The organism is Castellaniella sp. (assembly GCF_034675905.1).
In the GTDB taxonomy this organism is placed as follows: Bacteria; Pseudomonadota; Gammaproteobacteria; order Burkholderiales; family Burkholderiaceae_B; genus Castellaniella.
In genome coordinates this window covers 371,248-392,804 of the sequence record NZ_JAUCCV010000010.1, presented here as the reverse complement: position 1 = coordinate 392,804, position 21,557 = coordinate 371,248, and the positions used below count along the sequence as shown (strand labels likewise).

The window sequence follows — 21,557 nt, the reverse complement described above, 5'->3', positions numbered from 1 at the left end:
GATTCGAACAGGACGCCTGCATGCCGCCGCGACTGGCTTTACGCCGCATCACAAAAACCTATCCCGCCGTTCGCGCCAACGACGCGGTAGACCTGACGGTCGAGCCTGGCGAGATCCACGCCGTGCTGGGTGAAAACGGGGCCGGCAAATCCACGCTGATGAAAATCATCTACGGCGTGGTGCGCCCCGACGCCGGCACGGTCGAATGGGACGGGCAGGCCGTGCAGATCGCCCATCCGGCAGCGGCTCGCGCCCTGGGCTTGGGCATGGTGTTCCAGCATTTTTCCCTGTTCGACACCCTGACTGTTGCGGAAAACATCGCCCTGGGCCTGCCGTCCGGCACTGATTTGCAGGAATTGGCCGGCCGCATCGCTCGGACGGCGGAACAATACGGTCTGGACGTCGAGCCCAACCGGCACGTACACACCTTGTCTGTGGGCGAACGCCAGCGCGTCGAAATCGTCCGGGCGCTGCTGGGCAAGCCGCGCCTGCTGATTCTGGACGAACCGACCTCGGTGCTGACGCCCCAGGCCGTGTTGCGGCTCTTCGAGGTGCTGCGCCGGCTGGCGACCGAAGGCTGCAGCATTCTGTACATCAGTCATAAGCTCGATGAAATCCGCAGCCTGTGCCATCGCTGCACCGTCATGCGGGCGGGGCAGGTGACAGGGGTTTGCGATCCGCGCCAGGAAACCGAAGCCAGTCTGTCGCGCCTGATGATCGGCGCCGACTTGCCGGTGCAGCAGCGTCAGGCGCGGCCCGCCGGGCCGGTGCTGATGCAGGTGCAAGGGCTGGATCTGCCGCGGGCGCATCCCTTCGCCACGCCCTTGGTCCAGGTCGGGTTCGAGCTGCACGCCGGGGAAATCCTGGGGGTGGCGGGGGTGTCGGGCAATGGGCAGCAGGAATTGATGGGGGTGTTGTCGGGCGAAGACTTGCGGGCAGCACCCGCCTGCGTCCTGCTCGACGGCGCGCCCATCGGTCGGCAGTCCGCGGCCTGGCGCCGCACCCAGGGTCTGGCATTCGTGCCGGAAGAACGGCTGGGGCGCGGCGCTGTGCCTGAACTCAGCCTGGCCCGCAATCTGTTGCTGTCGCATCAGGGGGCTCAGACGGTGCGGCATGGCTGGATTCTGACGGGCGCCGTGCAGCGCATCACCGCCGGCATCATTGATCGTTTTCACGTCAAGGCGGCGGGGCCGCACGCGCTGGCCAGCAGCCTGTCGGGCGGCAATCTGCAGAAATTCATCGTGGGGCGAGAAGTCGTGCGCCAACCCCGGCTGCTGATCATCGCCCAGCCGACGTGGGGAGTAGACGTGGGCGCTGCGGCACAGATCCGCAGCGAATTGCTGGCTTTGCGCGATGCGGGCTGCGCCATCCTGCTGATTTCCGAGGAGCTCGACGAATTGCTGGAACTTTCCGACCGGCTGCTTGTGATGGCCAAAGGCCGTCTGTCCCCGCCGCTGGCGCGAGAACAGGCCGGCCGCGAACAGATCGGCCAGTGGATGAGCGGCCTGTGGCCGGGGGCGTCCGATACTGTCCAGGATCAGGAGGCCGCGCATGCTTGAGCTGATCCCACGCGCCCAGCCCTCGCGTCGCATGGCCTGGGTGTCGCCGTTATTGGCCTTGGCGCTGACCGCCTTGTGCGGGGTGCTCATGTTCCTGGCGGTCGGAAAGTCCCCGCTGCAGGGGCTGGCGATCTTTTTCATCGAACCCATCAGCAGCTTGCGGGGTTGGTCTGAGATCGGGGTCAAGGTCGCGCCGCTGCTCTTGTGCTCGGTGGGTCTGGCGCTGTGCTTTCGGGCCAATATCTTCAATATCGGCGCCGAAGGGCAGCTGGTGATCGGCGCTGTCACCGCGGGTGCTTTCATCCTGCAGTTCGACGATGGCACGGGCGGCGGGGGCGGGCCGCTGATGGTTTTCCTGGCGTTGGTCGCCGGGGCGCTGGGCGGCGCGATCTGGGCAGCGCTGGTGGCCTGGCTGCGGGATCGCTATAACGCCAATGAGATTCTGGTCTCCCTGATGCTGGTCTACGTGGCGCAATTGTTGCTCAGCTACCTGGTGCATGGCGTGATGCGCGATCCGGACGGCTTTGGCTTTCCCCAGTCGCGCCTGTTCGACCAGGGATTCCTGCTGCCGGTCTGGCCGGGTACGCGTTTGCATCTGGGCATCGTGCTGGCGCTGCTGGCCGCTCTGTTTTCCTGGCTGCTGCTGTCGCGCTTATTTGCCGGCTATCGCCTGACGGTCGGCGGCCTGGCGCCGCTGGCAGCCCGATATGCCGGATTTTCCTCGCGGCGGGCGCTGTGGGGCTGCATGCTGGGTTCCGGCGCCTTGGCCGGGGTGGCAGGCGCCTGTGAAATCATGGGGCCTATCGGCCAGGTGACGCCGTCCGTCTCGCCGGGCTACGGCTTTGCCGCCATCATCGTGGCCTTTGTCGGGCGCTTGCATCCGATCGGCGTCATTTTCGCCAGCTTCATCATGGCGCTGTTCTACATCGGCGGCGAGCTGTCCCAGACGCGCTTGGGCATGCCTAATGCCATCACCGGGATCTTCCAGGGCATTTTGCTGTTTTCCCTGCTGGCCTGCGATACCCTGATCTATCAACGCTTGCGCTGGAGGCGCTGACCATGGATGCCTTGGCTCCCCTCATCGCAGCAGCCATGAATGCCGGCACCCCCCTGATGCTGGCGGCGTTGGGCTTGCTGATCAACGAAAAATCCGGCGTCATCAACCTGGGCTCCGAAGGCATGATGCTGGTCGCCGCAGCACTGGGTTTCGCCATTGCCGTGCAGACCGGCAGCACATCCCTGGGGTTTGTCGCCGGCGCAGTGGCCGGGGCCTTGATGGCAGGGCTGTTCGCCTGGCTGGTGGTCTGGTTGGGCGCCAATCAGATCGCCTGCGGGCTGGCCCTGTCGCTATTTGGCGTCGGTCTGTCTGCATCGATCGGCCTGCCCTATGTAGGGGCCACGATCCAGGCGTCGACCTGGTCCATTCCCTGGCTGGGGGATCTTCCGTTTGTCGGGCCGGCGCTGTTCCAGCATCACCCTGTCGTCTATGGGGCGCTGGCTCTGTCGGTGTTGCTCAGCGTGTTTTTATACCGGACACGCGCCGGCCTGGTCTTGCGAGCCGTGGGAGAATCCCCGGAATCGGCGCATGCCCTGGGCTATCCGGTGCGCCGCATCCGCCTGGCGGCGCTGCTGTTCGGCGGGGCTTGCTGCGGTCTGGCGGGCGCTTTCATGTCCCTGGTGTACACGCCGATGTGGGTGGAAGGCATGGTGGCCGGCCGAGGCTGGATCGCGCTGGCCCTGACGCCGTTTGCCACCTGGCGGCCGTTGCGCGTGCTGATCGGGGCCTATCTGTTTGGCGGCATCACCATCCTGACCTTTCATATGCAGGCGCTGGGCGTGCCGATCGCTTCGCAATTGCTGTCCATGCTGCCGTATCTGGCCACGATTCTGGTGCTGGTCCTGATTTCGCGCAATGCGGACTGGATCCGCATCAATATGCCCGCGTCCCTGGGACGCGTGTTCAACCCCAATAGCTGACGCTGCCCGACCCCTGAAACCTTGACCCTGACGGAGATCTTCCACCATGAAAACACATACCATACGCCATACCCTGGGGGCCATGACGGCCGCCGCTTGCCTATGGGCCAGCGGCCCCGCCGTCGCCCAGGAACCCTTGAAAATCGGTTTCGTCTACGTCAGTCCGGTGGGCGAAGCCGGCTGGACCTGGCAACAGGACCTGGGGCGCAAATACATGGAACAGCAGCTGGGCGACAAGATCAAGACCCAGTATGTTGAAGACGTCCCCGAGGGCGCCGATGCCGAACGCGTCATCCGCGATCTGGCCCAGCAGGGTAACAAGCTGATTTTCACCACGTCCTTCGGCTTCATGAATCCGACCCTCAAGGTCGCCAAGCAGTTTCCCGACGTCAAATTCGTCCACTCCACCGGCTACAAGACCGCGCCCAACGTCGCCACGACCAATGCGCGTTTCTATCAGGCCCGCTATGTCGCCGGGGTGCTGGCAGGTCACAAGACCCAGACGGGCGTGATCGGCTATGTCGGCGCCTATCCGATTCCGGAGGTCCTGCAGGGCATCAATGCCTTTACGCGCGGACTGCGCAGCGTGAAACCCGACGCCACCGTGCGCGTCATCATGGTCAACAGCTGGTTTGATCCGGGCAAGGAACGCGATGCCGCTTTGGCGCTGCTGGATCAGGGGGCGGACATCGTCACGCACCATACGGATTCCACCGCAGCGGTGCAGGCTGCCGAAGAACGCGGCAAATGGGCGGTGGCCTACCATTCCGACATGCTGAAGTTCGGCCCGCACGCCCAGCTGGCCGCCGTCACGCACCACTGGGGGCCGTACTTTACCCGTGAAGCCAAGGCCATGCTGGACGGCACCTGGAAATCGGATCAGGTCTGGGGCGGTTTCAAGGAAGACATGGTTGCCGTGGAAGGCTTCGGCCCCGCCGTGGATGACGCGCTGAAGGCTGAAGTCAAAGCCAAGGAAGCCGCCATCGCTGATGGTTCCTTGAATGTCTTTGCCGCTCCGATCAAGACCAACGAGGGCAAGGTCGTGCTGGCGGAAGGCGCGCTGGACGACAAGGGCCTGAACGCCATGGACTACTACGTGGAAGGCGTGGTGGGCAAACTGACGAAAAACTAAGGGAGCCCCCACGCGGCGGAAGGGTTCTTAGCGGGCTTTTCTGGGAACGGACCAGGTGCTGATGACCTGGGCGACGGGTTCCCCGCCGCCTTCGGGCAGCAGCAGGACTTCACCGGCCGTCATGCGGCCGGTTTTTAATATCCGCGCTTCGGCGATGATGCCGCCGGCGGGGGCGCCGCGCAGGAAATGGATGGTCAGGCTGGCCGTGACGGCCTCGGGCACGCCGGTCGCGCTGACCACGGCGGCATACAGGGCCAGATCCGCCAGACCCATCAGCATCGGCCCGGCCACGATGCCTCCCAGCCGCTGATTGGCGGGGTTCGGGGGCAGGCGCAGCGTCGCTTGTCCGTAGGCGATCTCCTGGACTTCGATGCCCATCGCTGCCGCAAACGGGTGCAGGCGCGCCAATAGGTCCCGGAATGCGTCAGGGGTGATATATGAAGCGGGTGTGTCCGCCAAATCAGCAAGAGTGGACATAGCGCAAAAAGAAGCGGAAAAACCCATAGTACACTGGCCTGACCAGAGATCGCGCAGAGCCATGGGGGTTCGGTTGCGATCAGTTTGAAAGGTGGTAAGACGATGAATCGAATCGGAAAAATCGTGGGTGGCCTGTCGGCGAGCATACTGCTGGCGACATCGGCCTGGGCGGCCAATCATGGGGCGGCGGCAGTGGCCGCTGACGCGCCTGTGTCAGCGACGGTGACGGCCTCGGATTGCTGGATCCGCCAGATACCGGCCCCGGCGCCCTCGGGCGGCTTCCTGGTGTTTCACAATACCGGCGCCCAGGTGAACCTGATCAGCGCCCAGTCGCCGGACTATGCCCAGGTCATGATTCATCAGACCACGGAAGAAAACGGTATGAGCAAGATGTCCATGGTGCATCAGGTTGCCTTGCCCGCCGCCGGGCAATTGGCCTTCAAGCCGGGCAGCTACCACATGATGCTGGAACAGGCCCGCGACGGCCTGAAGGTCGGCGATCACGTGCAGGTCAATTTTGCGCTGGATAACGGTCAGCGCGTGACGGCGCAGTGCGAAGTCAAGCCGGCCAAGGCCATGTCGGGCATGAGCGGACATCAGATGAAGCACTGATTCCTGCTGCTCTCTGACCGGGCGGGTTGCCTGGCCGGTCCTCAGGTTTTGAACCGCACCCCAAAGGCTGGATGCCATCCGGTCTTTGGGGTGTTTTCATGGCTCCCCGGAAGGCGCGCGATATCAGCGTGCCGCGGGGATGCGGACCGAATCGATGAAGTCCAGGATGGCGCGGTTGAAGGCTCTGGGATTGGCCAGGTTCATGCCGTGGGCCGCCAGGGCGATGCGGACTCGCTGGGCCTGGGGATGCAGTTGCTGCAGACGGTCCTGGCGAGCGCCATATTTGGCCGGGCTGTTGGCCCCGCCTACCAGCAGCAGCGGGCAGGCCAGGGCGGCTGCGTCGCGCTGGGTGACCGGCGTGTTGGCCTCCAGGATCTGCGACAGCAGCGTGGCGGCATTGTCGCGGGTCATGTCCTTGAACCAGGCCACCATCTTGCGCCAGGTGTCGGCGCCATTGACCGTGTCGATGAAGTCCTCCAGGGCGCCATCGATGTCGCCCGCCTGCAGCTGTTCGACGGCATGCGTGTAAAAAGGCCGGGATTCCGGTTCGTCGTCGAAGCGGAATCCCGGGTCGGCCAGCGTCAGTGATCGGCACAGATCGGGCGCCTGGGTGGCGAAAGACAGGGCGACCTGGGCGCCGCGGGAATGGCCGATGACGTGCAGGCCCTGGCGGATGTCCAGCGCCTGGGCCAGATGGACCAGATCGCGGGCGTGGGCGTCGATCCGATAGCCAGGCTGGGGGTGCGGATGATTGATCGGCCAGCAGCCCCGCAGGCTGGGCGCCAGCACCCGGTAGCGTTCGGCCAGCGCCGGCATCTGCCAGCGCCAATAACGGTAGTCGCACAGCGAACCGTGAATCAGCAGAACCGTGTCGTCGCCGTCCCCCTCTTGCAGGTAATGCAGATCCCCGTTTGGCAGGGGCAGCAAATGATGCGGGTGGTCTGGGATGGGCGGCGGCATTACAGCAGTTTCAGGCGGCTTTTGGCGGTTTCCGCGGCGGAACTCTGGGGGTAGTCCTTGGTGATGCGCTGCAGGCTGGCCTTGGCGCTTTTCAGGTCGTTCAGTTCGATCTGGTTGGCTGCCACCACCAGCAGCGCGTCCGGGGCGCGGGCGTCACCCGGATGATCTTTCACCAGTGCCTGCATGGTCTGGATTGAATTCTTGAAGTCCTTGGAGGCGTACTGGCTGCTGCCCAGGTAAAACTGGGCATCTGTGACCAGATTGCTGTCGGGATAGGATTGCACAAAGGTCGCAAAGCTGCTGGCGGCTTCTTTGTAGCGGCCGTTGCGGTATTGGTCGGCGGCGGCCTGATAAGCGGCTTGTTGCTGAGGGTCGCCCGTCTGGGGATTCTGTTGCGGCGCATTGCTCTGGCCGGGAGCCGAAACATTGCGATTAAGCTGATTCAGTTCTTCGATCCGTCCGCGCAGCGTGGCGATTTCCTGGTGCAGCATGTCCATCTGGTCGGCCAATTGCAGCCTGGCCTGCTGGTTTTGATCCTTCATCTGCTGGACCTGCGTGCGCAGTTCCAGAATGGCGCGACGGGCTTCGTCGTCGGCGAATGCATGGGCCGTCGGGGCGGCCAGCATCAGGGCGATCAGTGTGGCGGCTGATAGGGAATTCAGACGATAAGTCGGTGCGTGCATGGATTGATTCCTTCCGTCCAGAGTGTCTGCGGGCGCAAATGAAAACGCCGTAGCGTCAGCCGCTACGGCGCTGTCAAAGCCAGGCGACGATCAATGTTGGTAGTTGATGTCGGCGCGGCGGTTTTCAGCGTAGTCGGCTTCGGTGTTGCCCTGGGCCTTGGGACGCTCTTTACCGTAGCTGATGGCTTCGATCTGATTGGCGTTCACGCCCAGCAGCTTCATCATGCGTGCCACAGCATCCGAACGGCGCTGGCCCAGTGCCAGATTATATTCGGAGCTGCCGCGGGCGTCGGTATTGCCTTCGACGCGAACTTTCTGGGCCTGATGGCTGGTCAGATAGTTGGCGTGCATTTCCACGACGCTGCGGTATTGCTCGGGGACGGTGTAGCTGTTGAAGTCAAAGTAGACCGAGCGTTGTTGCGCGAGCGGGCTTTGCGGATTGAAGGGATCCATGATTTGCCCAGCGGACGCTGAATCCGAGCCAGCGCCGTTAGCGCCGTTTTGGTCCAGCGGCACGGAGCTGCAAGCTGCCAAAGAGGCGGCAAAGGCGGCTATGGTCAGAGTCCTGGTGATGCGCGAGCTCATTTAATGTCCTTTAAGAAGAAAGAGTCACACGAAAAAATCAATTCGTGAAAGGGCCCCAGGCTGGTTCGCGGACCTTGCCGTTGAGCACCGATAGCGTCTGCCGGACCCGGCCGTCGATCGAAGTCACTGCCAGTACGCTGCGCCCGTTCTGAATCGAACTGTAGAGCACTTGCATGCCGTTGGGGGCGTAACTGGGTGACTGATCGTCCGGACCGTCCGTCAAGAGCTGTTCGGAGCCCGAACCCAAGGACAAGCTTGCAATTCTGAAAGCACCGTTTCTGCGAGTAACGTACACCAGTTGCTGTCCATCCGGCGAGACCCTGGGTGAGATATTGTAACTACCCGAAAAGGTCAGACGCTGTGCATCGCCGCCTGCTGCAGGGACTTTATAGATCTGCGGACTGCCGCCCCGGTCGCTGGTGAAGACCAGGGATTGGCCGTCGGGCGTGTAGTAGGGTTCGGTGTCGATCAGAGGGGACCGCATCACGCGCCGCAGATTCGAGCCATCCGAGTTGATGGTATATATCTGCGAGATGCCGTCCATAGACAGCACGATCGACATGTGGCTGCCGTCCGGCGACCATGCGGGAGCGCTGTTGTTGCCTTTGTAGTTGGCGATCGGCTGGCGCTGCGCGTTGGCCAGCGTCTGCACGTAGATGACGGATTTGCCGGATTCAAAGCTGACGTAGGCCAGTTTGCTGCCATCCGGCGACCAGGTGGGCGAGATAATCGACTGTTTCGAGCGCAGCATGACCTGGGGGTTCTGCCCATCGGCGTCAGCAATTTGTAACTCATAGCCGTTGCCGGTCTGCAACACATAGGCGATCCGTGTTGAGAAAACGCCCTTCACACCGGTGATCTTTTCGTAGATGCGATCGGCGATCCGATGGGAAATCCGGCGCATTTCTGCCTCGCCGCCGCTGTAGACGGCCGAGTCCAGTTCGGCTTTGCGGACGTTGTCGACCAGCCGGTAGCTGATCGTGTATTGGCCGCCATTCTGGGTCACCGTGCCGTAGGCCAGATAGTCTGCCCCGCGGGACTGCCAGGCGCCATAGTCGATCGGGCTTTGTTCGGTCAGGTTGGCGCCGGCCGCATTGATCAGGCGGAACTGGCCGGAGCGGGTCAGGTCGGCGCGTATGACTTCGGGGGCCGCGGTGCTGCTGGCGGCGCCGGAAAAGTCGGCGATGGCGATCGGGTATTGGGTGGCGCCGACGCCAGAAATATCGACACGCAGCTGAGCGTGTGCGCTGGTGGCCGCTACGGCGGCCAGCGCCAGACCCAGGCCAGCTGTCGTCGTGCGCCGCCACAGGCGCCCGATGAAGCTGGAGGCTGTAAATAAGGTCATGGTAACGATCTCCTTAGTCGTACATGCGGTAATCCACGTCAATATACGATGGATACCGGCCGCTTGGCGGTTTGGGGAAGGGGGAGCATGCCAGGATGCCCTTGCGTACAGCGTCATCAAAGCGTGGATCGCCTGAGGTGCTTGTCAGGTTGACGTCCTGCACCTTGCCGTCTGACGCCAGACGTGTGCGGAAACTGGCTGTTGGGTTGTTGGAGCCGTTGCGCGACGGGACGTTGTAAATGACGCCTGGCTGGACGCATTCCCGGACTTTTGCGGCGTAGCCGTCATTGCCGCCCCCGCCGCGTTGGTTGCGGTCGGCATTGCCGCTGGGAATGCCGGCAGCCTCGGAGACGTCGCCGCGCATGGCGGCTTTCAGGGCTTCACGCTTGGCGGCGGCTTCCTTGGCGGCTTTTTCCTTGGCCGCCTTGTCGGCAGCGGCTTTTTCAGCAGCGGCCTTGGCAGCCTTTTCTTTGGCGGCCTTATCGGCCGCTGCTTTGTCAGCTGCAGCCTTTTCGTGGGCGGCTTTTTCCTTGGCTGCTTTGTCTGCCGCCGTTTTTTCAGCCGCAGCCTGCTCAGCGGCTGCCTGGTCGGCAGCTTCCTGTGCGGCCTTTTCCTTGGCGGCCTTGTCTGCAGCTTCCTTGACGGCTTTCTCTTTGGCAGCCTTTTCCTTGGCGGCTTTGTCAGCGGCTTCTCGATCAGCCTTGGCCTTGGCTGCTTGTTCCTGGGCCAATCGTTCGGCTTCTTCGCGGGCCTTGCGTTCTTTGGCCAGGGCGATTTCTGCGTCAGCCTGCGCCTGGGCCGCCGCTTCCGCGCGGGCTTGGGCCTGAGCCAGTTGCGCCTGCTGAGCGGCAGCCTGACGGGCGGCCTCGGCTGCGGCGGCCTTTTGTGCGCTGTCGTCGGGTTTGGGCGGCTCTGGCTCCGGTTCCGGCTGCGGGGGCTCTGCGGGCTGCGGCGGGACTTGTTCGGTTTGTTCCTGGGGCGGTGCGGCTTCCGCCACGGTACCCTTGGCCCACAGTTCGACCTGCACAGGGCCAGGATTGTCCGGCGCGGAGGAGAAACCCACCACCATCAGCAGAACCAGCAAGCCGTGCGCTGCCAGGGACAGGATCAGGCCGCGCCGGTCATCGCGCCCATCAGGCTGTCCCTCGGAATCGGTCGAGCGATCAAACAATGTCATGAGACGGAAATCCTGCCCGGGAATGGTTCACTGCTGGCTGCCCTGGGCATTTTGATTGACGAGCAGGCCGAGCTTGGAGACGCCGCCGTTGCGCAGCTGGTCCATGACCTGCATGACAGATTCGTAGGGCACCTTGCCGTCGGCTGAAATCACCACCGGAGTGTCGGGCGTCGAGGCGGCGCGAATCTCGGCCAGGAGATTGGCCTTGTCGACCGGACGGAATGAGGCGCCGCCTTCGCGCAGGCGCATCGACAGAGCCCCTTGTGCGTCGATCTGAACTTCGAGGGGTTGCATGGGGACTTCAGACGCCGTGCCGACGGAGGGCAGTTCGATCTGGCCGGGCGTGATCATGGGAGCGGTCACCATGAAGATGACCAGCAGCACCAGCATGACGTCGATGTAGGGCACGACGTTGATGTCGTTTTTCATCCGCCGCGCGCGGCGGCTGCTGAGCGAAGTCATCTCAGTGCACCTGGCGTTGAAGGATGTTCAGGAATTCTTCCACGAAACTTTCAAAGCGGATCGACAGACGATCGATCTGGTTGGTGTAGCGGTTGTAGGCCAGCACGGCGGGGATGGCGGCGAACAGGCCGATGGCCGTGGCGATCAGGGCTTCGGCAATCCCGGGGGCGACGGCCGCCAGGGTGGCTTGCTGCATGGTGGACAGCCCCATGAAGGCGTGCATGATCCCCCAGACGGTACCCAGCAGGCCGATGTAGGGGCTGACCGATCCGGTCGAGGCCAGGAAATTCAGGTGGGATTCCAGGCTGTCCATTTCGCGCTGGAAGGCGGCCTTCATGGCGCGGCGCGGAGCGTCCAGCAAGCTGTCTCCGCGGCCAGCCGAGCGGCGCGCCTTGACGAATTCCGTCATGCCGGCATCGAAAATGCGGGCCAGCGCCCCATGCTCGTTGCGGCGGCTGGCGATCGCCTGCTGCAGGACAGTCAGGTCGCCGCCCGCCCAGAAGTCGTCCTCGAAGCGCCGGGTCTGCTCGTCGGCGCGTCTGAGTGCGGCCCGTTTGCTGAAGATATAGGTCCAGGACAGGACCGAGGCGCCCAGCAGGATCAACATGACGATCTGCACGGGGAGGCTGGCGTGGCCGATCAGGGATAGCAGCGACAAATCGCTAGAGGCTTGCATGGTTAATGAAGGGCCTTGTTGAAAAGATCCCGCAAAGAAGGGGACAGACGGATGGGTTTGAAAGTGGCTGCGTGCACGGCGCAGATCTGAATAGTGGCCGAGACGAGCAATTCGCCGTCGCGCAGCGCCTGCTGCTGGAAGACCACAATCGATGCGCGCAGGTCGGCGACAGTGGTGCGGATGTCGATCCGATCGTCCAGACGGGCCGGTTGCCGATAGGCAATGTCCGCATGTCTGACCACAAACATCATCTGTTCCCGAGCTGCAAGTTCGCGTTGATCGACTCCGAGCGCCCGCAGCCATTCGGTGCGACCGCGCTCGAAAAATTTCAGGTAGTTCGCGTAATACACGACGCCACCGGTATCGGTGTCCTCGTAATATACGCGAATGGACAGGCCGTCGGAAGCGTTGGGGGGCGTTGGGCTCATTTTTTCGTTAAGCCGTGTGACATGGGCCGAGCGGCGGTCTGGCACAGGACCGCCGCTCGTGCCGTGTCGGATTCAAAGGGCCGCCAGCGCATCCAGGATGTAGGCGAGGGCGTCTGCCGGTGCAACCCGGTGCGCCTCGGATTCCCGGCGCGACTGAATCTCGATGATGCCGTCCTTCAGGCCGCGATCCCCCAGGGTGACTCGCAACGGCACACCGATCAGTTCCCAGTCGGCGAACATGATGCCGGGGCGGGCATCGCGATCATCCAGGATGACGTCGATGCCCTGGGCGCGCAGATCCTGGTACAGGGATTCAGCGGTGTTGCGGACGGTTTCACTTTTGCCGATGCCGATAGGACACAGCACGACCTCGAAGGGCGCCAGGGCGCGGGGCCAGATCATGCCGCGGTCATCGTGGTTTTGCTCGATGGCGGCTGCCGCGATCCGGCTGATGCCGATGCCGTAGCAACCCATCTGCAAGACGGTGGGCTTGCCATCGTTTTCCAGGAAGGTGGCGTTCAGGGCGCGGGAATACTTGTCGCCCAAGAAGAACACGTGGCCGACCTCGATGCCGCGCTGGATGGCCAGCGTGCCGCCTTGGGGGTCCGGGTCGCCCGCCACGACGTTGCGCAGATCCGTCACCAGAGCGGGTTCCGGCAGGTCGCGGCCCCAGTTCACCCCGGTCAGGTGGTAGCCGGCTTCGTTGGCGCCGCAGACGAAATCGCCCATGTGCGCAACGGTGCGGTCGGCGATCACGGTGACAGTAGCGTCCAGGCCGACGGGTCCCAGATAGCCCGGCGTGCAATGAAAGGCGTCCTGGATCTCGGTTTCGGTGGCCAGGCGGTAGCCGTCCTGGAAGCCGGGCAGCTTGCCGACCTTGATCTCGTTGGTTTCATGATCGCCGCGAATCAGCAGCAGCCACACGCGGGCCGGCGCATCGGCCGGGTCCGTCGCCAGCACCACGGCTTTGACGGTGCGCGAGAGCGGCAGGCCCAGTTGTTCCGCGACGATCTCGCATTTGGGCGCGTCGGGCGTGGCGCGTTTTTCCAGCGCCTCGCGCGCGGGTTCACGGGCGGGCAGCAGGCAGGGGGCGTCAGCCAGCTCGATGTTGGCCGCATAGTCGGAATCGGGGTTGTAGACGATCAGGTCTTCGCCGGTGTCGGCAATGACCTGGAATTCGTGGCTGCGCGACCCGCCGATGGATCCCGTGTCCGCCGCCACGGCCCGGAAGGTCAGGCCCAGGCGGGTGAAGATGCGCTGGTAGGCGGCGAACATGACGTCGTAGCTGGCCAGGGCGCCGGCCTCGTCGCGGTCGAAGGAATAGGCGTCCTTCATGGTGAATTCACGCCCGCGCATCAGGCCGAAACGCGGCCGGCGTTCGTCGCGGAATTTAGTCTGGATATGGTAGAAATTCACCGGCAGCTGGCGCCAGCTGTGAATTTCGTTGCGGGCGATGTCGGTGATGACTTCTTCGGACGTGGGCTGCAGCACGAAATCCCGCTGGTGGCGGTCCTTCATGCGCAGCAGTTCCGCGCCGTACTGTTCCCAGCGCCCGGATTCCTGCCAGAGCTCGGCTGGCTGCACGACCGGCATCAGCAGCTCGATGGCGTCCGCGCGGTTCATTTCCTCGCGGACGACGGCTTCGATTTTGCGCAGCACCTTCAGGCCCATGGGCATGTAGGTGTAGATGCCGCCGGCGATCTTGCGGATCATTCCGGCGCGGGTCATCAGCTGGTGGCTGACGACCTCGGCTTCTGCGGGGGCTTCTTTCAGAGTGTTCAGGTGATACTTGCTGGCGTACATGGTAGGGATTCCGCTGGGTACGTATAATCAACAGTAATTGTATTGAATTCACAACTGAGGTGGCCCCATGTTGGATCGCGAAGGCTACCGCCCCAATGTCGGCATCATTCTCGTGAACCAGAAAAACGAGGTTTTCTGGGGTAAACGTATCCGCGAGCACGCGTGGCAATTCCCGCAGGGCGGCATCAAGCACGGCGAAACACCCGTGCAGGCGATGTATCGGGAACTCCACGAGGAAACCGGCCTGATGGCCGAGCATGTCCGTATTCTGGGGCGTACACGAGACTGGTTGCGCTATACCGTGCCGGATCACTACGTGCGCCGCGAATTGCGCGGCCACTACAAAGGCCAGAAGCAGATCTGGTTCCTGTTGCGCATGGTGGGGCGGGATACCGACGTTTCGCTGCGCGCCAGCGATACGCCCGAATTTGACGCCTGGCGCTGGAACGCCTACTGGGTGCCGCTGGATGCCGTGATCGAATTCAAGCGCGAAGTCTACACGCTGGCGCTCAACGAACTGTCCGGCCTGCTGTTCCGGCGCGGGCGGGAAAATCGGTATTTGCGTCAGCGCGGGCATCGCGGTACCGTACAGACCGGCCAGTCTCCGGCCCAGCCGGGGGGGCATTCCTCCCAGTCCTCTTCCTAGGGTAGACCGCATGCTCGAAGACCTCGACGCCTTATCCCGACGTATCCAGACGGTCGTGCAGTTCGCCCAGGGCCTGCAGGCTGAACGCCGCGCCTTGCAAGCCAGGATCCAGCAGCTGGAAAAAGAATGCCAGACGCTCAAGTCCCAGCAGGTGAACGAACACGATGAATTCGCCCGCATGTCCGAACGCATGACGCGTCATGACCAGGAACTGCAAGCCGTGCGTGATGAAACGGCCCAGGCCCATGGGGCGCTGGAATCCCAGTTGCGGGACCATCAGCTCCGATCCGAAACCCTGCAGCAGCGCCTGGCGACGACGCAGGCGGACTATGACCGCCTGCGCACCGTGGCCAGCAGCGCGCAGCAGCAAGTTGAACTCATCCTGGAACGCCTGCCCGGCGCGGAGGCCTGATCATGGAACGTGTTGATGTATCCATTCTGGGGCGCGACTATTCGCTGGCGTGCCCTCCGCAGGAAAAAGACGCTCTGCTCGCAGCGGTGCGGCAGGTCGATCAGCGGATGCTGGCCATCAAGGGTTCCGGCAAAGTCGTCAGCAATGAACGCATCGCCGTCATGGCTGCCATTCAGATCGCCAACGAGCTGCTGACCCTGCGTGCACCCGATGGTCCTCTCAGTCATATCGCCCTGGGTGATTTCCGAGGTAAAATTGAAGCCATGAACAGCATGCTCGACTCTCTTTCAGAGGATGCCGTTTAAAAGATTACCCCGGTGCGCCTTGGCGCCCGGTCGATCAAGTCCCTGCCGTGTTCGAGACCTGGCCATACATTCCTTGAACCAATGCTATTGGGCATCGGTTGCTGGATTGTCAGATACGCGTGCTACCTTTATTTGGATAGCCCAAAGGCTGACTGAAGGCGACCACCGTGAACCTCCGGTTCCGGGATGCCGGCCTAGACGGCACAGGCGGGGCATTTACAGATAGTCCGCCGTGGTAACACGGCGGACTTTTGTTTGCCTGCGCTTTGCAGGTATCCTGCAGACTTCCGCCCGGCCTTGCCGGCGCCGTCCGCAGGAATCCCTCATGATGCATGCCTCTTTTGTTTCTCCCTCGATGTTGGCCGGCCTGATGCTCGGCGCTACGCTGGCGTTGGCGCCACTGGCCCAGGCCAGTCCCCATCATGCGTCGTCGGATTCGCGCCAGGATCGTCCCCAGGCCACGCTGTCGGCGCAAGCCAGTGCGCAAGTTCAACAGGATACGGTGCAGGTCACGCTGGCGGCAGAAATATCCGGGGCGTCCCAGGCTATCGTGTCGGATCAGCTCAATGCGCGGCTGGATGCCGTGATGAAGCAGGCCAAGGGTCATGACGGCATCGATGTGCGCAGCGGCAGCTATCGTCTCTGGCCCATGAATGACCAGGATGGCCGTATCTCGGAATGGCGGGGACACGCTGAAATCCTGCTGCAGTCGCGCGATTTCAAGGCCGCTTCGCAGCTGGCGGCTCAATTATCTGATCGTATGCCGATCGCGGGCTTGGCTTTTTCCGTATCGCGTGAACGCCAGGCCGCCGAAGAACAGAAACTGATGCAGCAGGCAGTCAAGGCGTTTCAGGATCGCGCCCAGGCGCTCGCGCAGGCGCTGGGGTTCAGCGCCTATCGCCTGCATGCCGTGGATCTGGGCGGGACGGGCGAGATGCCGGCTGCCCCCATGCCGCGCATGATGATGAGCGCCATGGCGGCGGACAAGGTTGCCGCCCCGATCGAGGGCGGCAGCCAGGTGATCAGCGTGTCGGTCCAGGGGACGATCGTCCTGCTGCCCGCAGGAACAGCCACAGACCAATGAGCACCATGGGGACGGACAGGATCTGTCCCATGGATAGCCCGCCTGCCAGCAAGCCCAGGAAATCGTCGGGTTCGCGGGTGAATTCCACCAGAAAGCGGAAGACGCCGTAGCCCATCAGAAAGACGGCGCTGACCTGCCCCAGGGGGCGAGGTTTGCGGGCGAACCACCACACCAGGGCAAAGAGCGCGAATCCTTCCAGCCCCATTTCGTACAGTTGCGAGGGGTGGCGCGGCGTGCCGTCCTGGGCGCCCGGAAAAATCATGCCCCAGGGCAGGTCGGTCGGGCGGCCCCACAGTTCACCGTTGATGAAATTGCCCAGGCGGCCGGCAGCCAGGCCCAGGGGAATCAGAGGGGCGATGAAGTCGCCGATCGCCAGCAAGGGCTGACCGCGCTTGCGGGCGAAGATCAGCATGGCCAGGATCACGCCGATCAGGCCGCCGTGAAAGGACATGCCGCCCTGCCAGACCTCGAGAATCGCCAGCGGGTGCGCCAGGTAGTCGTCGAATTTGTAGAACAGCACGTAGCCCAGCCGCCCGCCCAGCACCACGCCCAGCACGCCGTAGAAGATGATGTCTTCCAGGTCGCGCAGCGTCAGTCCGTTGGGGTGGTGCTGGATGCGCCAGCGGCCCAGCAGCCAGGCCAGGGCGAACCCGGCCAGATACATCAGACCGTACCAGTGGATGGCTACCGGGCCGATCTGCAGCGCGATGGGGTCGATGTGGGGATAGGGCATGTGCGGCACCCGCAGAGAAAGACAATCAAGGATAATACCGTGATCAGTCAGATGAGGGTGGCAGCCGCACCATGCAATATCGTCAGATCATGACCGGGATCACACGCCTTGGCCTGTTGGCAAGTGTGTCGTTTCTGCTGGCCGACCCGTCCTTGGCGGCGGATGGCCGGGTCGTCGACGGCCAGGCGTTGGCCAAACAACGCCAGTGCCTGGGGTGTCATCAGGTGGATGCCCGCCGGGTCGGGCCGCCGTTTCGGGCCATCGCCCAGCGCTTCCGGGATCAGCCGCAGGCAGCCCAGTATCTGGCGCAGACCATGCGTCGGGGCAGCAGTCGCCAATGGGGGGCGATTCCCATGCCCGCCCAGACCCGCCTGTCCGATGCCGATGCCATGCGGCTGGCGCAGTGGATACTGTCTCTGCCGGATGGCCCCGCACAGCCCTGAACGCCTGGCCGGCGCAGCGGTCATCGGGGGTATGCTGCTCAGATAGAACGATTTCACTCAAGGATCGGTATGGAACAGATCATTGTCGGCGGCGGCTGCTTCTGGTGCCTGGAGCCTGTCTTTCGCGCACTGCCCGGCGTGCAGGACGTGCAGCCGGGGTATTGCGGCGGGCAGCTGGATCACCCGACGTATGAACAGGTCTGCCGCCAGGACACGGGCCATGTCGAAGTCGTGCGGGTGGATTTCGACCCGGCGCGGATCAGCTGCGACACCTTGCTGGAAGTCTTTTTCGGCACGCATGATCCCACCACGCCGGATCGCCAGGGGCATGATGTCGGGCCGCAGTACGCCTCTGTCATTTTCTATCGGGATGGCGCCCAGCGCCGCACCGCCGAATCCGTGCGTGACGATGCGCAGGCGCATTTCGATGCGCCGATCTGCACCCGGATTGAAGCGGCTGGCACGTTCTGGCCAGCCGAATCCCTGCATCAGGAATATTTTCGGCAGCATCCCGAACAAGGCTATTGCCAGGTGGTGATCGCGCCGAAGATGGCGAAATTCCGCCAGCGCTACGCACATTTGCTTGCCACGGGCTAGGCGTGGCGGCGCCTTTGCCTGCCCAGGCAATTGTTTGCTGAGCGTGCTAGGCGATCCATCAGCTTTGTTGGCAGCGGGTGCAGACGGCGCGCAATTCGGTCTCGTGTCCGTCCAGCACGAAACCGGCCTGCGCCACGCAATCGGCCAGGCGCTGGCTGAGCGCGGGGTCGCTTAGTTCAGCCACGTTGCCGCAGCGGGTGCAGACGATCAGCAGATCATGCGGTTCGCCGCCGGCGTCGGTGCAGGCGGTCCAGGCGCTGATGGCATCCAGGCGGTGGATCAGGCCCTGGGCAGTCAGAAAATCCAGGGCGCGGTAGACCGTCGGCGGCGCGGCCCCCGGCTGGGCCGCCCGCAAAGCGTCCAGCAGTTCATAGGCCTTCAGGCTGCCGGTATGCCGTAGCAGGGTTTCCAGCACCAGACGGCGCAGCGGCGTCAGCCGGGATCCGCGTTGCGCGCATAGCTGTTCAGCCGTCGACAGTCGCTGGGCGATGGCGGCGTCGGAATGAGAGTGAGCCTTGGCGTTCATAATAGTTATGTTATAACATAACGAATCTTGTTTGTTGACCGCCGCCATGCCGCGATTCCTGCCGTTTTCCCGCCCCGAGCCTTATCGAGGGTCTTCCTTGCTGCTGTCGGCTGCGAGCCGCATGCGGCGCGTCGCCTGGGCCGTGCTGCTGCTGTGGGTGCTGACCGGATGGGCGCTGCAATGGTGGTAGAGCATGGGGCCGGCGCACCCTGCTCCGTGCATGGGGCGCGCAGTGACGCAGCGGCGGGGGCGCCCGCGCCTGCGTCTGCCATCGAACTGCAGCAAGTCTGGTTGGGTTGGCGCGACCGGATCGCCGTGCGCGATGCCTGCGGCACGTTCTCCCGCGGGACCTTGACCGCGCTGGTCGGCCCCAATGGGGCGGGGAAGTCCACGCTGATCAAGGCGCTGACCGGGCGCTTGAGCCCGGTGCGCGGCCAGATTCGCATCGAGCCGGATCTGGGGCGCAGCCTGGCGTGCCTGCCGCAGTCGGCGGAACTGGATCTGGATTTTCCCATCAGCACCTTCGACCTGGTCGCCCTGGGGGCCTGGCACCGCGTGGGCGCCTGGCGCGGGCTGGACGATGCCGGCCGGGATGCGGTGGAATCCGCCTTGAGTACGGTCGGCCTGGCGGGTTTCGGCCATCAGGCGGTGAATACGCTGTCGGGCGGGCAGCTGCGGCGGGCCCTGTTCGCCCGGCTGATGTTGCGCGACGCTCAGGTGATCTTGCTGGATGAGCCTTTTGCAGCCGTGGATCGGGCCACGACCGACGATCTGCTGGTCCTGCTGCACCAGTGGCACCAGGAAGGCCGCACTGTGATCGCTGTGCTGCACGATCTGGACATGGTGCAGCGCCATTTCCCCGAATCGCTGCTGCTGGCCGGTCAGGTCGTGGACTGGGGGCCCAGCGAACGGGTGCTCAGCACGGCCAATCTGCACCTGGCGCGCCATTTGTGCGCTGGAGGGCTGGCATGATGCATGCCTGGGATCTGCTGGTGCAGCCTTTCATCGAATTCGGTTTCATGCGCAGGGCGCTGGCAGGGTCCTGGGCGCTGGCCTTTGCCGCCGGTCCCCTGGGGGTGTTTCTGGTGTTGCGACGGCTCAGCCTGATGGGCGACGCCATGGCCCATGCCATCCTGCCTGGGGTAGCGGTGGGCTTTCTGACGGCTGGCCTGTCCATGACCGCCATGACGGTGGGGGGATTGATCACCGGGGTGATCGTCGCCGTGCTGGCCGGGCTGATTTCGCGCCTGACGCCTTTGCGAGAAGACGCCAGCTTCGCCGCTTTCTATCTGGTGTCCCTGGGACTGGGCGTCTTGTTGGTGTCCTTGAAAGGCACCAATCTGGACCTGATCCACGTGCTGTTCGGGACTGTGTTGGGCCTGAGCACGGCGGCGTTGTTGTTGGTGACGCTGGTCAGCAGCATCACGCTGTTGGCGCTGGCGGGGATGTTCCGCGTGCTGGTGACGGAATGTCTGGATCCTTTGTTTTTACGCACCGAGGGCCGCATCGGCGCTTGGGCGCATATGGGGTTCCTGGCGCTGCTGGTCCTGAACCTGGTGGCCGGCTTCCAGGTGCTGGGCACGCTGATGGTGGTGGGCATCATGATGCTGCCGGCGACCGCCGCCCGGTTCTGGGTGCGCTCGGTCGGCGCCCAGATGGTTCTGGCGGCCATATTGGGTGCGCTGGCTTCCTATGCCGGCCTGTTGGTGTCGTATTACGCGGATGTGGCGGCTTCGCCGGCCATCATCCTGGCGGCTGGGGCCGCACATTTCGTCTCGGTGGCCATCGGGCCGCAGGGCGGTTTGTTGCAGACCGTGCGTCAGAGTCGGGCGCGGCGCGCCCGTTTATTGCAATCCATGGGAGACGATTATGTATGAAACCCGCCGGCGCTTATTGAGCGCCTTGGGTCTTAGCCTGGTCCTGGGGCTGGGCCTGGCGCAGGCGCAGGCGCAGGAAACATCCGCGCCAGTGAAGCCGCCACCGGTTGCGCACATTGCGCACATGGCGCCCTTGCGCGTGGTCGCCTCTTTTTCGATCCTGGCGGACATGGTGCGCGAGGTCGGTGGTGATGACATCCATCTGGATGTGCTGGTCGGGCCGATGCGCGATGCGCATACGTTTGAGCCCAGTCCCCGGGATGCCCGCGCCCTGGGCGATGCCCAGGTGCTGGTGCTCAACGGGCTGGGATTTGAGGCCTGGATGCCGCGTCTGCTGGATGCCGCCGGTTTCAAGGGGCAGACGATCATTGCGTCGCGAGGCGTCGAGCCGCGCCACCTGAGCGAGGCGGAAGCGGCACAGGCCGAGGCGGAAGCAGCGGATCATGCGCACGGCGAATCGGACGAGCATGATCACGCCCACGCCCATGCCCACGAAGCCGGCGCGGTGGACCCTCATGCCTGGCAGGATCTGGGCAACGGAGTGCAGTACGTGCAGAATATCGCTCAGGGCTTGGCGCAGGCTGATCCCGCCCACGAATCCGCCTATTTCGCCCGGGCCGACGCCTATGTGCGGCAACTGCGCAAGGCGGATGCCCAATGGCGCCGGCAACTGGCTGCCGTGCCGCAGAACCGCCGCATATTGGCGACTTCGCATGATGCCTTCGGCTATTTTGGGGCGGCATATGACATTCGCATCCTGTCCCTGGTGGGGGTATCCAGCGAAGCCGAGCCGTCCGCCCGCGCCATGGCGGATCTGCTGAAGCAGATCCGGACACAGCATGTCAGCGCGATTTTTCTGGAGCATGGCGGCAATTCCCCGGCCTTGAAGCAGCTGGCTGCCGAAGCCGGCGTGACGCTGGGCGGCTCCTTGTATGCCGATACGCTGGGGCAGCCGGGGCAGCAGGCCTCGACCTACCTGGGGATGTTTCGCTGGAATATGCAGCAATTGCTGGCGGCTTTCACGGCGCCGGCGCGACCTGAATGATGCGGCGCCGTGC

General features: G+C 63.8%; 27 protein-coding genes and 1 other RNA gene. 16 read left to right on the top strand and 12 right to left on the bottom strand.

Annotated elements, in window-relative coordinates; translation table 11 throughout:
- The first annotated feature begins 20 nt into the window (after positions 1–20).
- The 4 genes from VDP79_RS11990 to VDP79_RS11975 all read left to right on the top strand — a co-directional run bounded on the left by VDP79_RS11990 (position 21) and on the right by VDP79_RS11975 (position 4,668).
- Positions 21–1,559: an ABC transporter ATP-binding protein gene (locus VDP79_RS11990; protein ID WP_323018425.1), complete on the top strand. Its 1,539-nt coding sequence runs from the start codon at positions 21–23 to the stop codon at positions 1,557–1,559.
- Positions 1,552–2,616: an ABC transporter permease gene (locus tag VDP79_RS11985; protein WP_323018424.1), complete on the top strand. Its 1,065-nt coding sequence runs from the start codon at positions 1,552–1,554 to the stop codon at positions 2,614–2,616. Before VDP79_RS11990 ends, VDP79_RS11985 begins: the two co-directional genes overlap by 8 nt.
- Positions 2,617–2,618: 2 nt before the next feature.
- The gene (locus tag VDP79_RS11980; RefSeq protein WP_323018423.1) at positions 2,619–3,536 is read left to right on the top strand and encodes an ABC transporter permease; all 918 of its coding nucleotides are present in this window, start codon (positions 2,619–2,621) and stop codon (positions 3,534–3,536) included.
- Between the two features lie 82 nt (positions 3,537–3,618).
- Complete coding sequence (locus VDP79_RS11975) at positions 3,619–4,668, top strand: BMP family ABC transporter substrate-binding protein (RefSeq protein WP_323018948.1); 1,050 nt, start codon at positions 3,619–3,621, stop codon at positions 4,666–4,668.
- Between the two features lie 27 nt (positions 4,669–4,695).
- Here the strand turns inward: VDP79_RS11975 and VDP79_RS11970 are convergent, their stop codons facing one another.
- Entirely contained in the window at positions 4,696–5,145 is a 450-nt protein-coding gene (locus VDP79_RS11970; RefSeq protein ID WP_323018422.1) for a PaaI family thioesterase, read from the bottom strand.
- 102 nt (positions 5,146–5,247) lie between these two features.
- Here VDP79_RS11970 and VDP79_RS11965 point away from each other — a divergent pair, with 102 nt between their 5' ends.
- On the top strand, positions 5,248–5,757 hold the full coding sequence (locus VDP79_RS11965) for a copper chaperone PCu(A)C (protein WP_323018421.1): 510 nt from the start codon (positions 5,248–5,250) through the stop codon (positions 5,755–5,757).
- Between the two features lie 123 nt (positions 5,758–5,880).
- Here VDP79_RS11965 and VDP79_RS11960 read toward each other — a convergent pair whose 3' ends face one another.
- From VDP79_RS11960 to VDP79_RS11920, 9 genes are all read right to left on the bottom strand, one after another.
- Entirely contained in the window at positions 5,881–6,717 is an 837-nt protein-coding gene (locus VDP79_RS11960; RefSeq protein ID WP_323018420.1) for an alpha/beta hydrolase, read from the bottom strand.
- On the bottom strand, positions 6,717–7,400 hold the full coding sequence (gene ybgF, locus VDP79_RS11955) for a tol-pal system protein YbgF (RefSeq protein WP_323018419.1): 684 nt from the start codon (positions 7,398–7,400) through the stop codon (positions 6,717–6,719). Before ybgF ends, VDP79_RS11960 begins: the two co-directional genes overlap by 1 nt.
- Positions 7,401–7,490: 90 nt before the next feature.
- On the bottom strand, positions 7,491–7,985 hold the full coding sequence (gene pal / locus VDP79_RS11950) for a peptidoglycan-associated lipoprotein Pal (RefSeq protein WP_323018418.1): 495 nt from the start codon (positions 7,983–7,985) through the stop codon (positions 7,491–7,493).
- Positions 7,986–8,022: 37 nt separating this feature from the next.
- Entirely contained in the window at positions 8,023–9,330 is a 1,308-nt protein-coding gene (tolB, locus tag VDP79_RS11945) for a Tol-Pal system beta propeller repeat protein TolB (protein WP_323018417.1), read from the bottom strand.
- Positions 9,331–9,343: 13 nt separating this feature from the next.
- Positions 9,344–10,507 (bottom strand): cell envelope integrity protein TolA, encoded by a 1,164-nt coding sequence (gene tolA / locus VDP79_RS11940; protein WP_323018416.1) that lies wholly within the window; start codon positions 10,505–10,507, stop codon positions 9,344–9,346.
- Between the two features lie 27 nt (positions 10,508–10,534).
- Positions 10,535–10,969 (bottom strand): protein TolR, encoded by a 435-nt coding sequence (tolR, locus tag VDP79_RS11935; RefSeq protein ID WP_323018415.1) that lies wholly within the window; start codon positions 10,967–10,969, stop codon positions 10,535–10,537.
- A gap of 1 nt (position 10,970) precedes the next feature.
- On the bottom strand, positions 10,971–11,645 hold the full coding sequence (gene tolQ / locus VDP79_RS11930; protein ID WP_323018414.1) for a protein TolQ: 675 nt from the start codon (positions 11,643–11,645) through the stop codon (positions 10,971–10,973).
- A 2-nt stretch (positions 11,646–11,647) separates the two neighbouring features.
- Complete coding sequence (gene ybgC, locus VDP79_RS11925) at positions 11,648–12,073, bottom strand: tol-pal system-associated acyl-CoA thioesterase (RefSeq protein WP_323018947.1); 426 nt, start codon at positions 12,071–12,073, stop codon at positions 11,648–11,650.
- A gap of 72 nt (positions 12,074–12,145) precedes the next feature.
- Positions 12,146–13,876, bottom strand: a complete 1,731-nt coding sequence (locus VDP79_RS11920) for a proline--tRNA ligase (RefSeq protein WP_323018413.1) — start codon at positions 13,874–13,876, stop codon at positions 12,146–12,148.
- Positions 13,877–13,943: 67 nt separating this feature from the next.
- Here VDP79_RS11920 and VDP79_RS11915 point away from each other — a divergent pair, with 67 nt between their 5' ends.
- The 5 genes from VDP79_RS11915 (at position 13,944) to VDP79_RS11895 (ending at position 16,323) form a co-directional block, all read left to right on the top strand.
- Entirely contained in the window at positions 13,944–14,522 is a 579-nt protein-coding gene (locus tag VDP79_RS11915; RefSeq protein ID WP_416233106.1) for an RNA pyrophosphohydrolase, read from the top strand.
- A 10-nt stretch (positions 14,523–14,532) separates the two neighbouring features.
- A complete protein-coding gene (locus VDP79_RS11910) occupies positions 14,533–14,934 on the top strand; it encodes a hypothetical protein (RefSeq protein ID WP_323018412.1) in 402 nt (133 codons plus the stop codon).
- Between the two features lie 2 nt (positions 14,935–14,936).
- Positions 14,937–15,239 (top strand): cell division protein ZapA, encoded by a 303-nt coding sequence (locus tag VDP79_RS11905; protein ID WP_323018411.1) that lies wholly within the window; start codon positions 14,937–14,939, stop codon positions 15,237–15,239.
- Between the two features lie 36 nt (positions 15,240–15,275).
- Positions 15,276–15,457, top strand: a non-coding RNA gene (gene ssrS / locus VDP79_RS11900) — 6S RNA.
- 107 nt (positions 15,458–15,564) lie between these two features.
- Entirely contained in the window at positions 15,565–16,323 is a 759-nt protein-coding gene (locus VDP79_RS11895) for an SIMPL domain-containing protein (RefSeq protein WP_323018410.1), read from the top strand.
- Here the strand turns inward: VDP79_RS11895 and lgt are convergent.
- Positions 16,262–17,056, bottom strand: coding sequence for a prolipoprotein diacylglyceryl transferase (gene lgt, locus VDP79_RS11890; RefSeq protein ID WP_323018409.1), 795 nt, complete (start codon positions 17,054–17,056; stop codon positions 16,262–16,264). The genes VDP79_RS11895 and lgt overlap by 62 nt on opposite strands.
- A gap of 71 nt (positions 17,057–17,127) precedes the next feature.
- Between lgt and VDP79_RS11885 the strand changes: the two genes are divergently transcribed.
- Both VDP79_RS11885 and msrA read left to right on the top strand, forming a co-directional pair.
- Complete coding sequence (locus VDP79_RS11885) at positions 17,128–17,499, top strand: c-type cytochrome (RefSeq protein WP_323018408.1); 372 nt, start codon at positions 17,128–17,130, stop codon at positions 17,497–17,499.
- A 69-nt stretch (positions 17,500–17,568) separates the two neighbouring features.
- A complete protein-coding gene (msrA, locus tag VDP79_RS11880; protein ID WP_323018407.1) occupies positions 17,569–18,096 on the top strand; it encodes a peptide-methionine (S)-S-oxide reductase MsrA in 528 nt (175 codons plus the stop codon).
- A 58-nt stretch (positions 18,097–18,154) separates the two neighbouring features.
- Here the strand turns inward: msrA and VDP79_RS11875 are convergent, their stop codons facing one another.
- Entirely contained in the window at positions 18,155–18,622 is a 468-nt protein-coding gene (locus tag VDP79_RS11875; RefSeq protein ID WP_323018406.1) for a Fur family transcriptional regulator, read from the bottom strand.
- A 46-nt stretch (positions 18,623–18,668) separates the two neighbouring features.
- On the opposite strand from VDP79_RS11875, the gene VDP79_RS11870 reads away from it, so the two are divergent.
- The 4 genes from VDP79_RS11870 (at position 18,669) to VDP79_RS11855 (ending at position 21,544) form a co-directional block, all read left to right on the top strand.
- A complete protein-coding gene (locus tag VDP79_RS11870) occupies positions 18,669–18,812 on the top strand; it encodes a hypothetical protein (RefSeq protein ID WP_323018405.1) in 144 nt (47 codons plus the stop codon).
- The gene (locus VDP79_RS11865) at positions 18,803–19,594 is read left to right on the top strand and encodes an ABC transporter ATP-binding protein (protein ID WP_323018404.1); all 792 of its coding nucleotides are present in this window, start codon (positions 18,803–18,805) and stop codon (positions 19,592–19,594) included. The genes VDP79_RS11870 and VDP79_RS11865 overlap by 10 nt, the downstream gene beginning before the upstream one ends.
- Positions 19,591–20,499 carry a metal ABC transporter permease gene (locus tag VDP79_RS11860; protein WP_416233105.1) on the top strand — a complete coding sequence of 303 codons (909 nt, stop codon included), beginning with the start codon at positions 19,591–19,593 and terminating at the stop codon, positions 20,497–20,499. The genes VDP79_RS11865 and VDP79_RS11860 overlap by 4 nt, the downstream gene beginning before the upstream one ends.
- A 124-nt stretch (positions 20,500–20,623) precedes the next feature.
- On the top strand, positions 20,624–21,544 hold the full coding sequence (locus tag VDP79_RS11855) for a metal ABC transporter solute-binding protein, Zn/Mn family (protein ID WP_416233130.1): 921 nt from the start codon (positions 20,624–20,626) through the stop codon (positions 21,542–21,544).
- Positions 21,545–21,557 lie beyond the last annotated feature (13 nt).

Coding starts and splice junctions, on each gene's coding strand:
- VDP79_RS11990 (WP_323018425.1), top strand. CDS start 21: ATGCCGCCGCGACTGGCTTTACGCCGCATCACAAAAACCTATCCCGCC.
- VDP79_RS11985 (WP_323018424.1), top strand. CDS start 1,552: ATGCTTGAGCTGATCCCACGCGCCCAGCCCTCGCGTCGCATGGCCTGG.
- VDP79_RS11980 (WP_323018423.1), top strand. CDS start 2,619: ATGGATGCCTTGGCTCCCCTCATCGCAGCAGCCATGAATGCCGGCACC.
- VDP79_RS11975 (WP_323018948.1), top strand. CDS start 3,619: ATGACGGCCGCCGCTTGCCTATGGGCCAGCGGCCCCGCCGTCGCCCAG.
- VDP79_RS11970 (WP_323018422.1), bottom strand. CDS start 5,145: ATGTCCACTCTTGCTGATTTGGCGGACACACCCGCTTCATATATCACC.
- VDP79_RS11965 (WP_323018421.1), top strand. CDS start 5,248: ATGAATCGAATCGGAAAAATCGTGGGTGGCCTGTCGGCGAGCATACTG.
- VDP79_RS11960 (WP_323018420.1), bottom strand. CDS start 6,717: ATGCCGCCGCCCATCCCAGACCACCCGCATCATTTGCTGCCCCTGCCA.
- ybgF (WP_323018419.1), bottom strand. CDS start 7,400: ATGCACGCACCGACTTATCGTCTGAATTCCCTATCAGCCGCCACACTG.
- pal (WP_323018418.1), bottom strand. CDS start 7,985: ATGAGCTCGCGCATCACCAGGACTCTGACCATAGCCGCCTTTGCCGCC.
- tolB (WP_323018417.1), bottom strand. CDS start 9,330: ATGACCTTATTTACAGCCTCCAGCTTCATCGGGCGCCTGTGGCGGCGC.
- tolA (WP_323018416.1), bottom strand. CDS start 10,507: ATGACATTGTTTGATCGCTCGACCGATTCCGAGGGACAGCCTGATGGG.
- tolR (WP_323018415.1), bottom strand. CDS start 10,969: ATGACTTCGCTCAGCAGCCGCCGCGCGCGGCGGATGAAAAACGACATC.
- tolQ (WP_323018414.1), bottom strand. CDS start 11,645: ATGCAAGCCTCTAGCGATTTGTCGCTGCTATCCCTGATCGGCCACGCC.
- ybgC (WP_323018947.1), bottom strand. CDS start 12,073: ATGAGCCCAACGCCCCCCAACGCTTCCGACGGCCTGTCCATTCGCGTA.
- VDP79_RS11920 (WP_323018413.1), bottom strand. CDS start 13,876: ATGTACGCCAGCAAGTATCACCTGAACACTCTGAAAGAAGCCCCCGCA.
- VDP79_RS11915 (WP_416233106.1), top strand. CDS start 13,944: ATGTTGGATCGCGAAGGCTACCGCCCCAATGTCGGCATCATTCTCGTG.
- VDP79_RS11910 (WP_323018412.1), top strand. CDS start 14,533: ATGCTCGAAGACCTCGACGCCTTATCCCGACGTATCCAGACGGTCGTG.
- VDP79_RS11905 (WP_323018411.1), top strand. CDS start 14,937: ATGGAACGTGTTGATGTATCCATTCTGGGGCGCGACTATTCGCTGGCG.
- VDP79_RS11895 (WP_323018410.1), top strand. CDS start 15,565: ATGATGCATGCCTCTTTTGTTTCTCCCTCGATGTTGGCCGGCCTGATG.
- lgt (WP_323018409.1), bottom strand. CDS start 17,056: ATGCCCTATCCCCACATCGACCCCATCGCGCTGCAGATCGGCCCGGTA.
- VDP79_RS11885 (WP_323018408.1), top strand. CDS start 17,128: ATGCAATATCGTCAGATCATGACCGGGATCACACGCCTTGGCCTGTTG.
- msrA (WP_323018407.1), top strand. CDS start 17,569: ATGGAACAGATCATTGTCGGCGGCGGCTGCTTCTGGTGCCTGGAGCCT.
- VDP79_RS11875 (WP_323018406.1), bottom strand. CDS start 18,622: ATGAACGCCAAGGCTCACTCTCATTCCGACGCCGCCATCGCCCAGCGA.
- VDP79_RS11870 (WP_323018405.1), top strand. CDS start 18,669: ATGCCGCGATTCCTGCCGTTTTCCCGCCCCGAGCCTTATCGAGGGTCT.
- VDP79_RS11865 (WP_323018404.1), top strand. CDS start 18,803: ATGGTGGTAGAGCATGGGGCCGGCGCACCCTGCTCCGTGCATGGGGCG.
- VDP79_RS11860 (WP_416233105.1), top strand. CDS start 19,591: ATGATGCATGCCTGGGATCTGCTGGTGCAGCCTTTCATCGAATTCGGT.
- VDP79_RS11855 (WP_416233130.1), top strand. CDS start 20,624: ATGGCGCCCTTGCGCGTGGTCGCCTCTTTTTCGATCCTGGCGGACATG.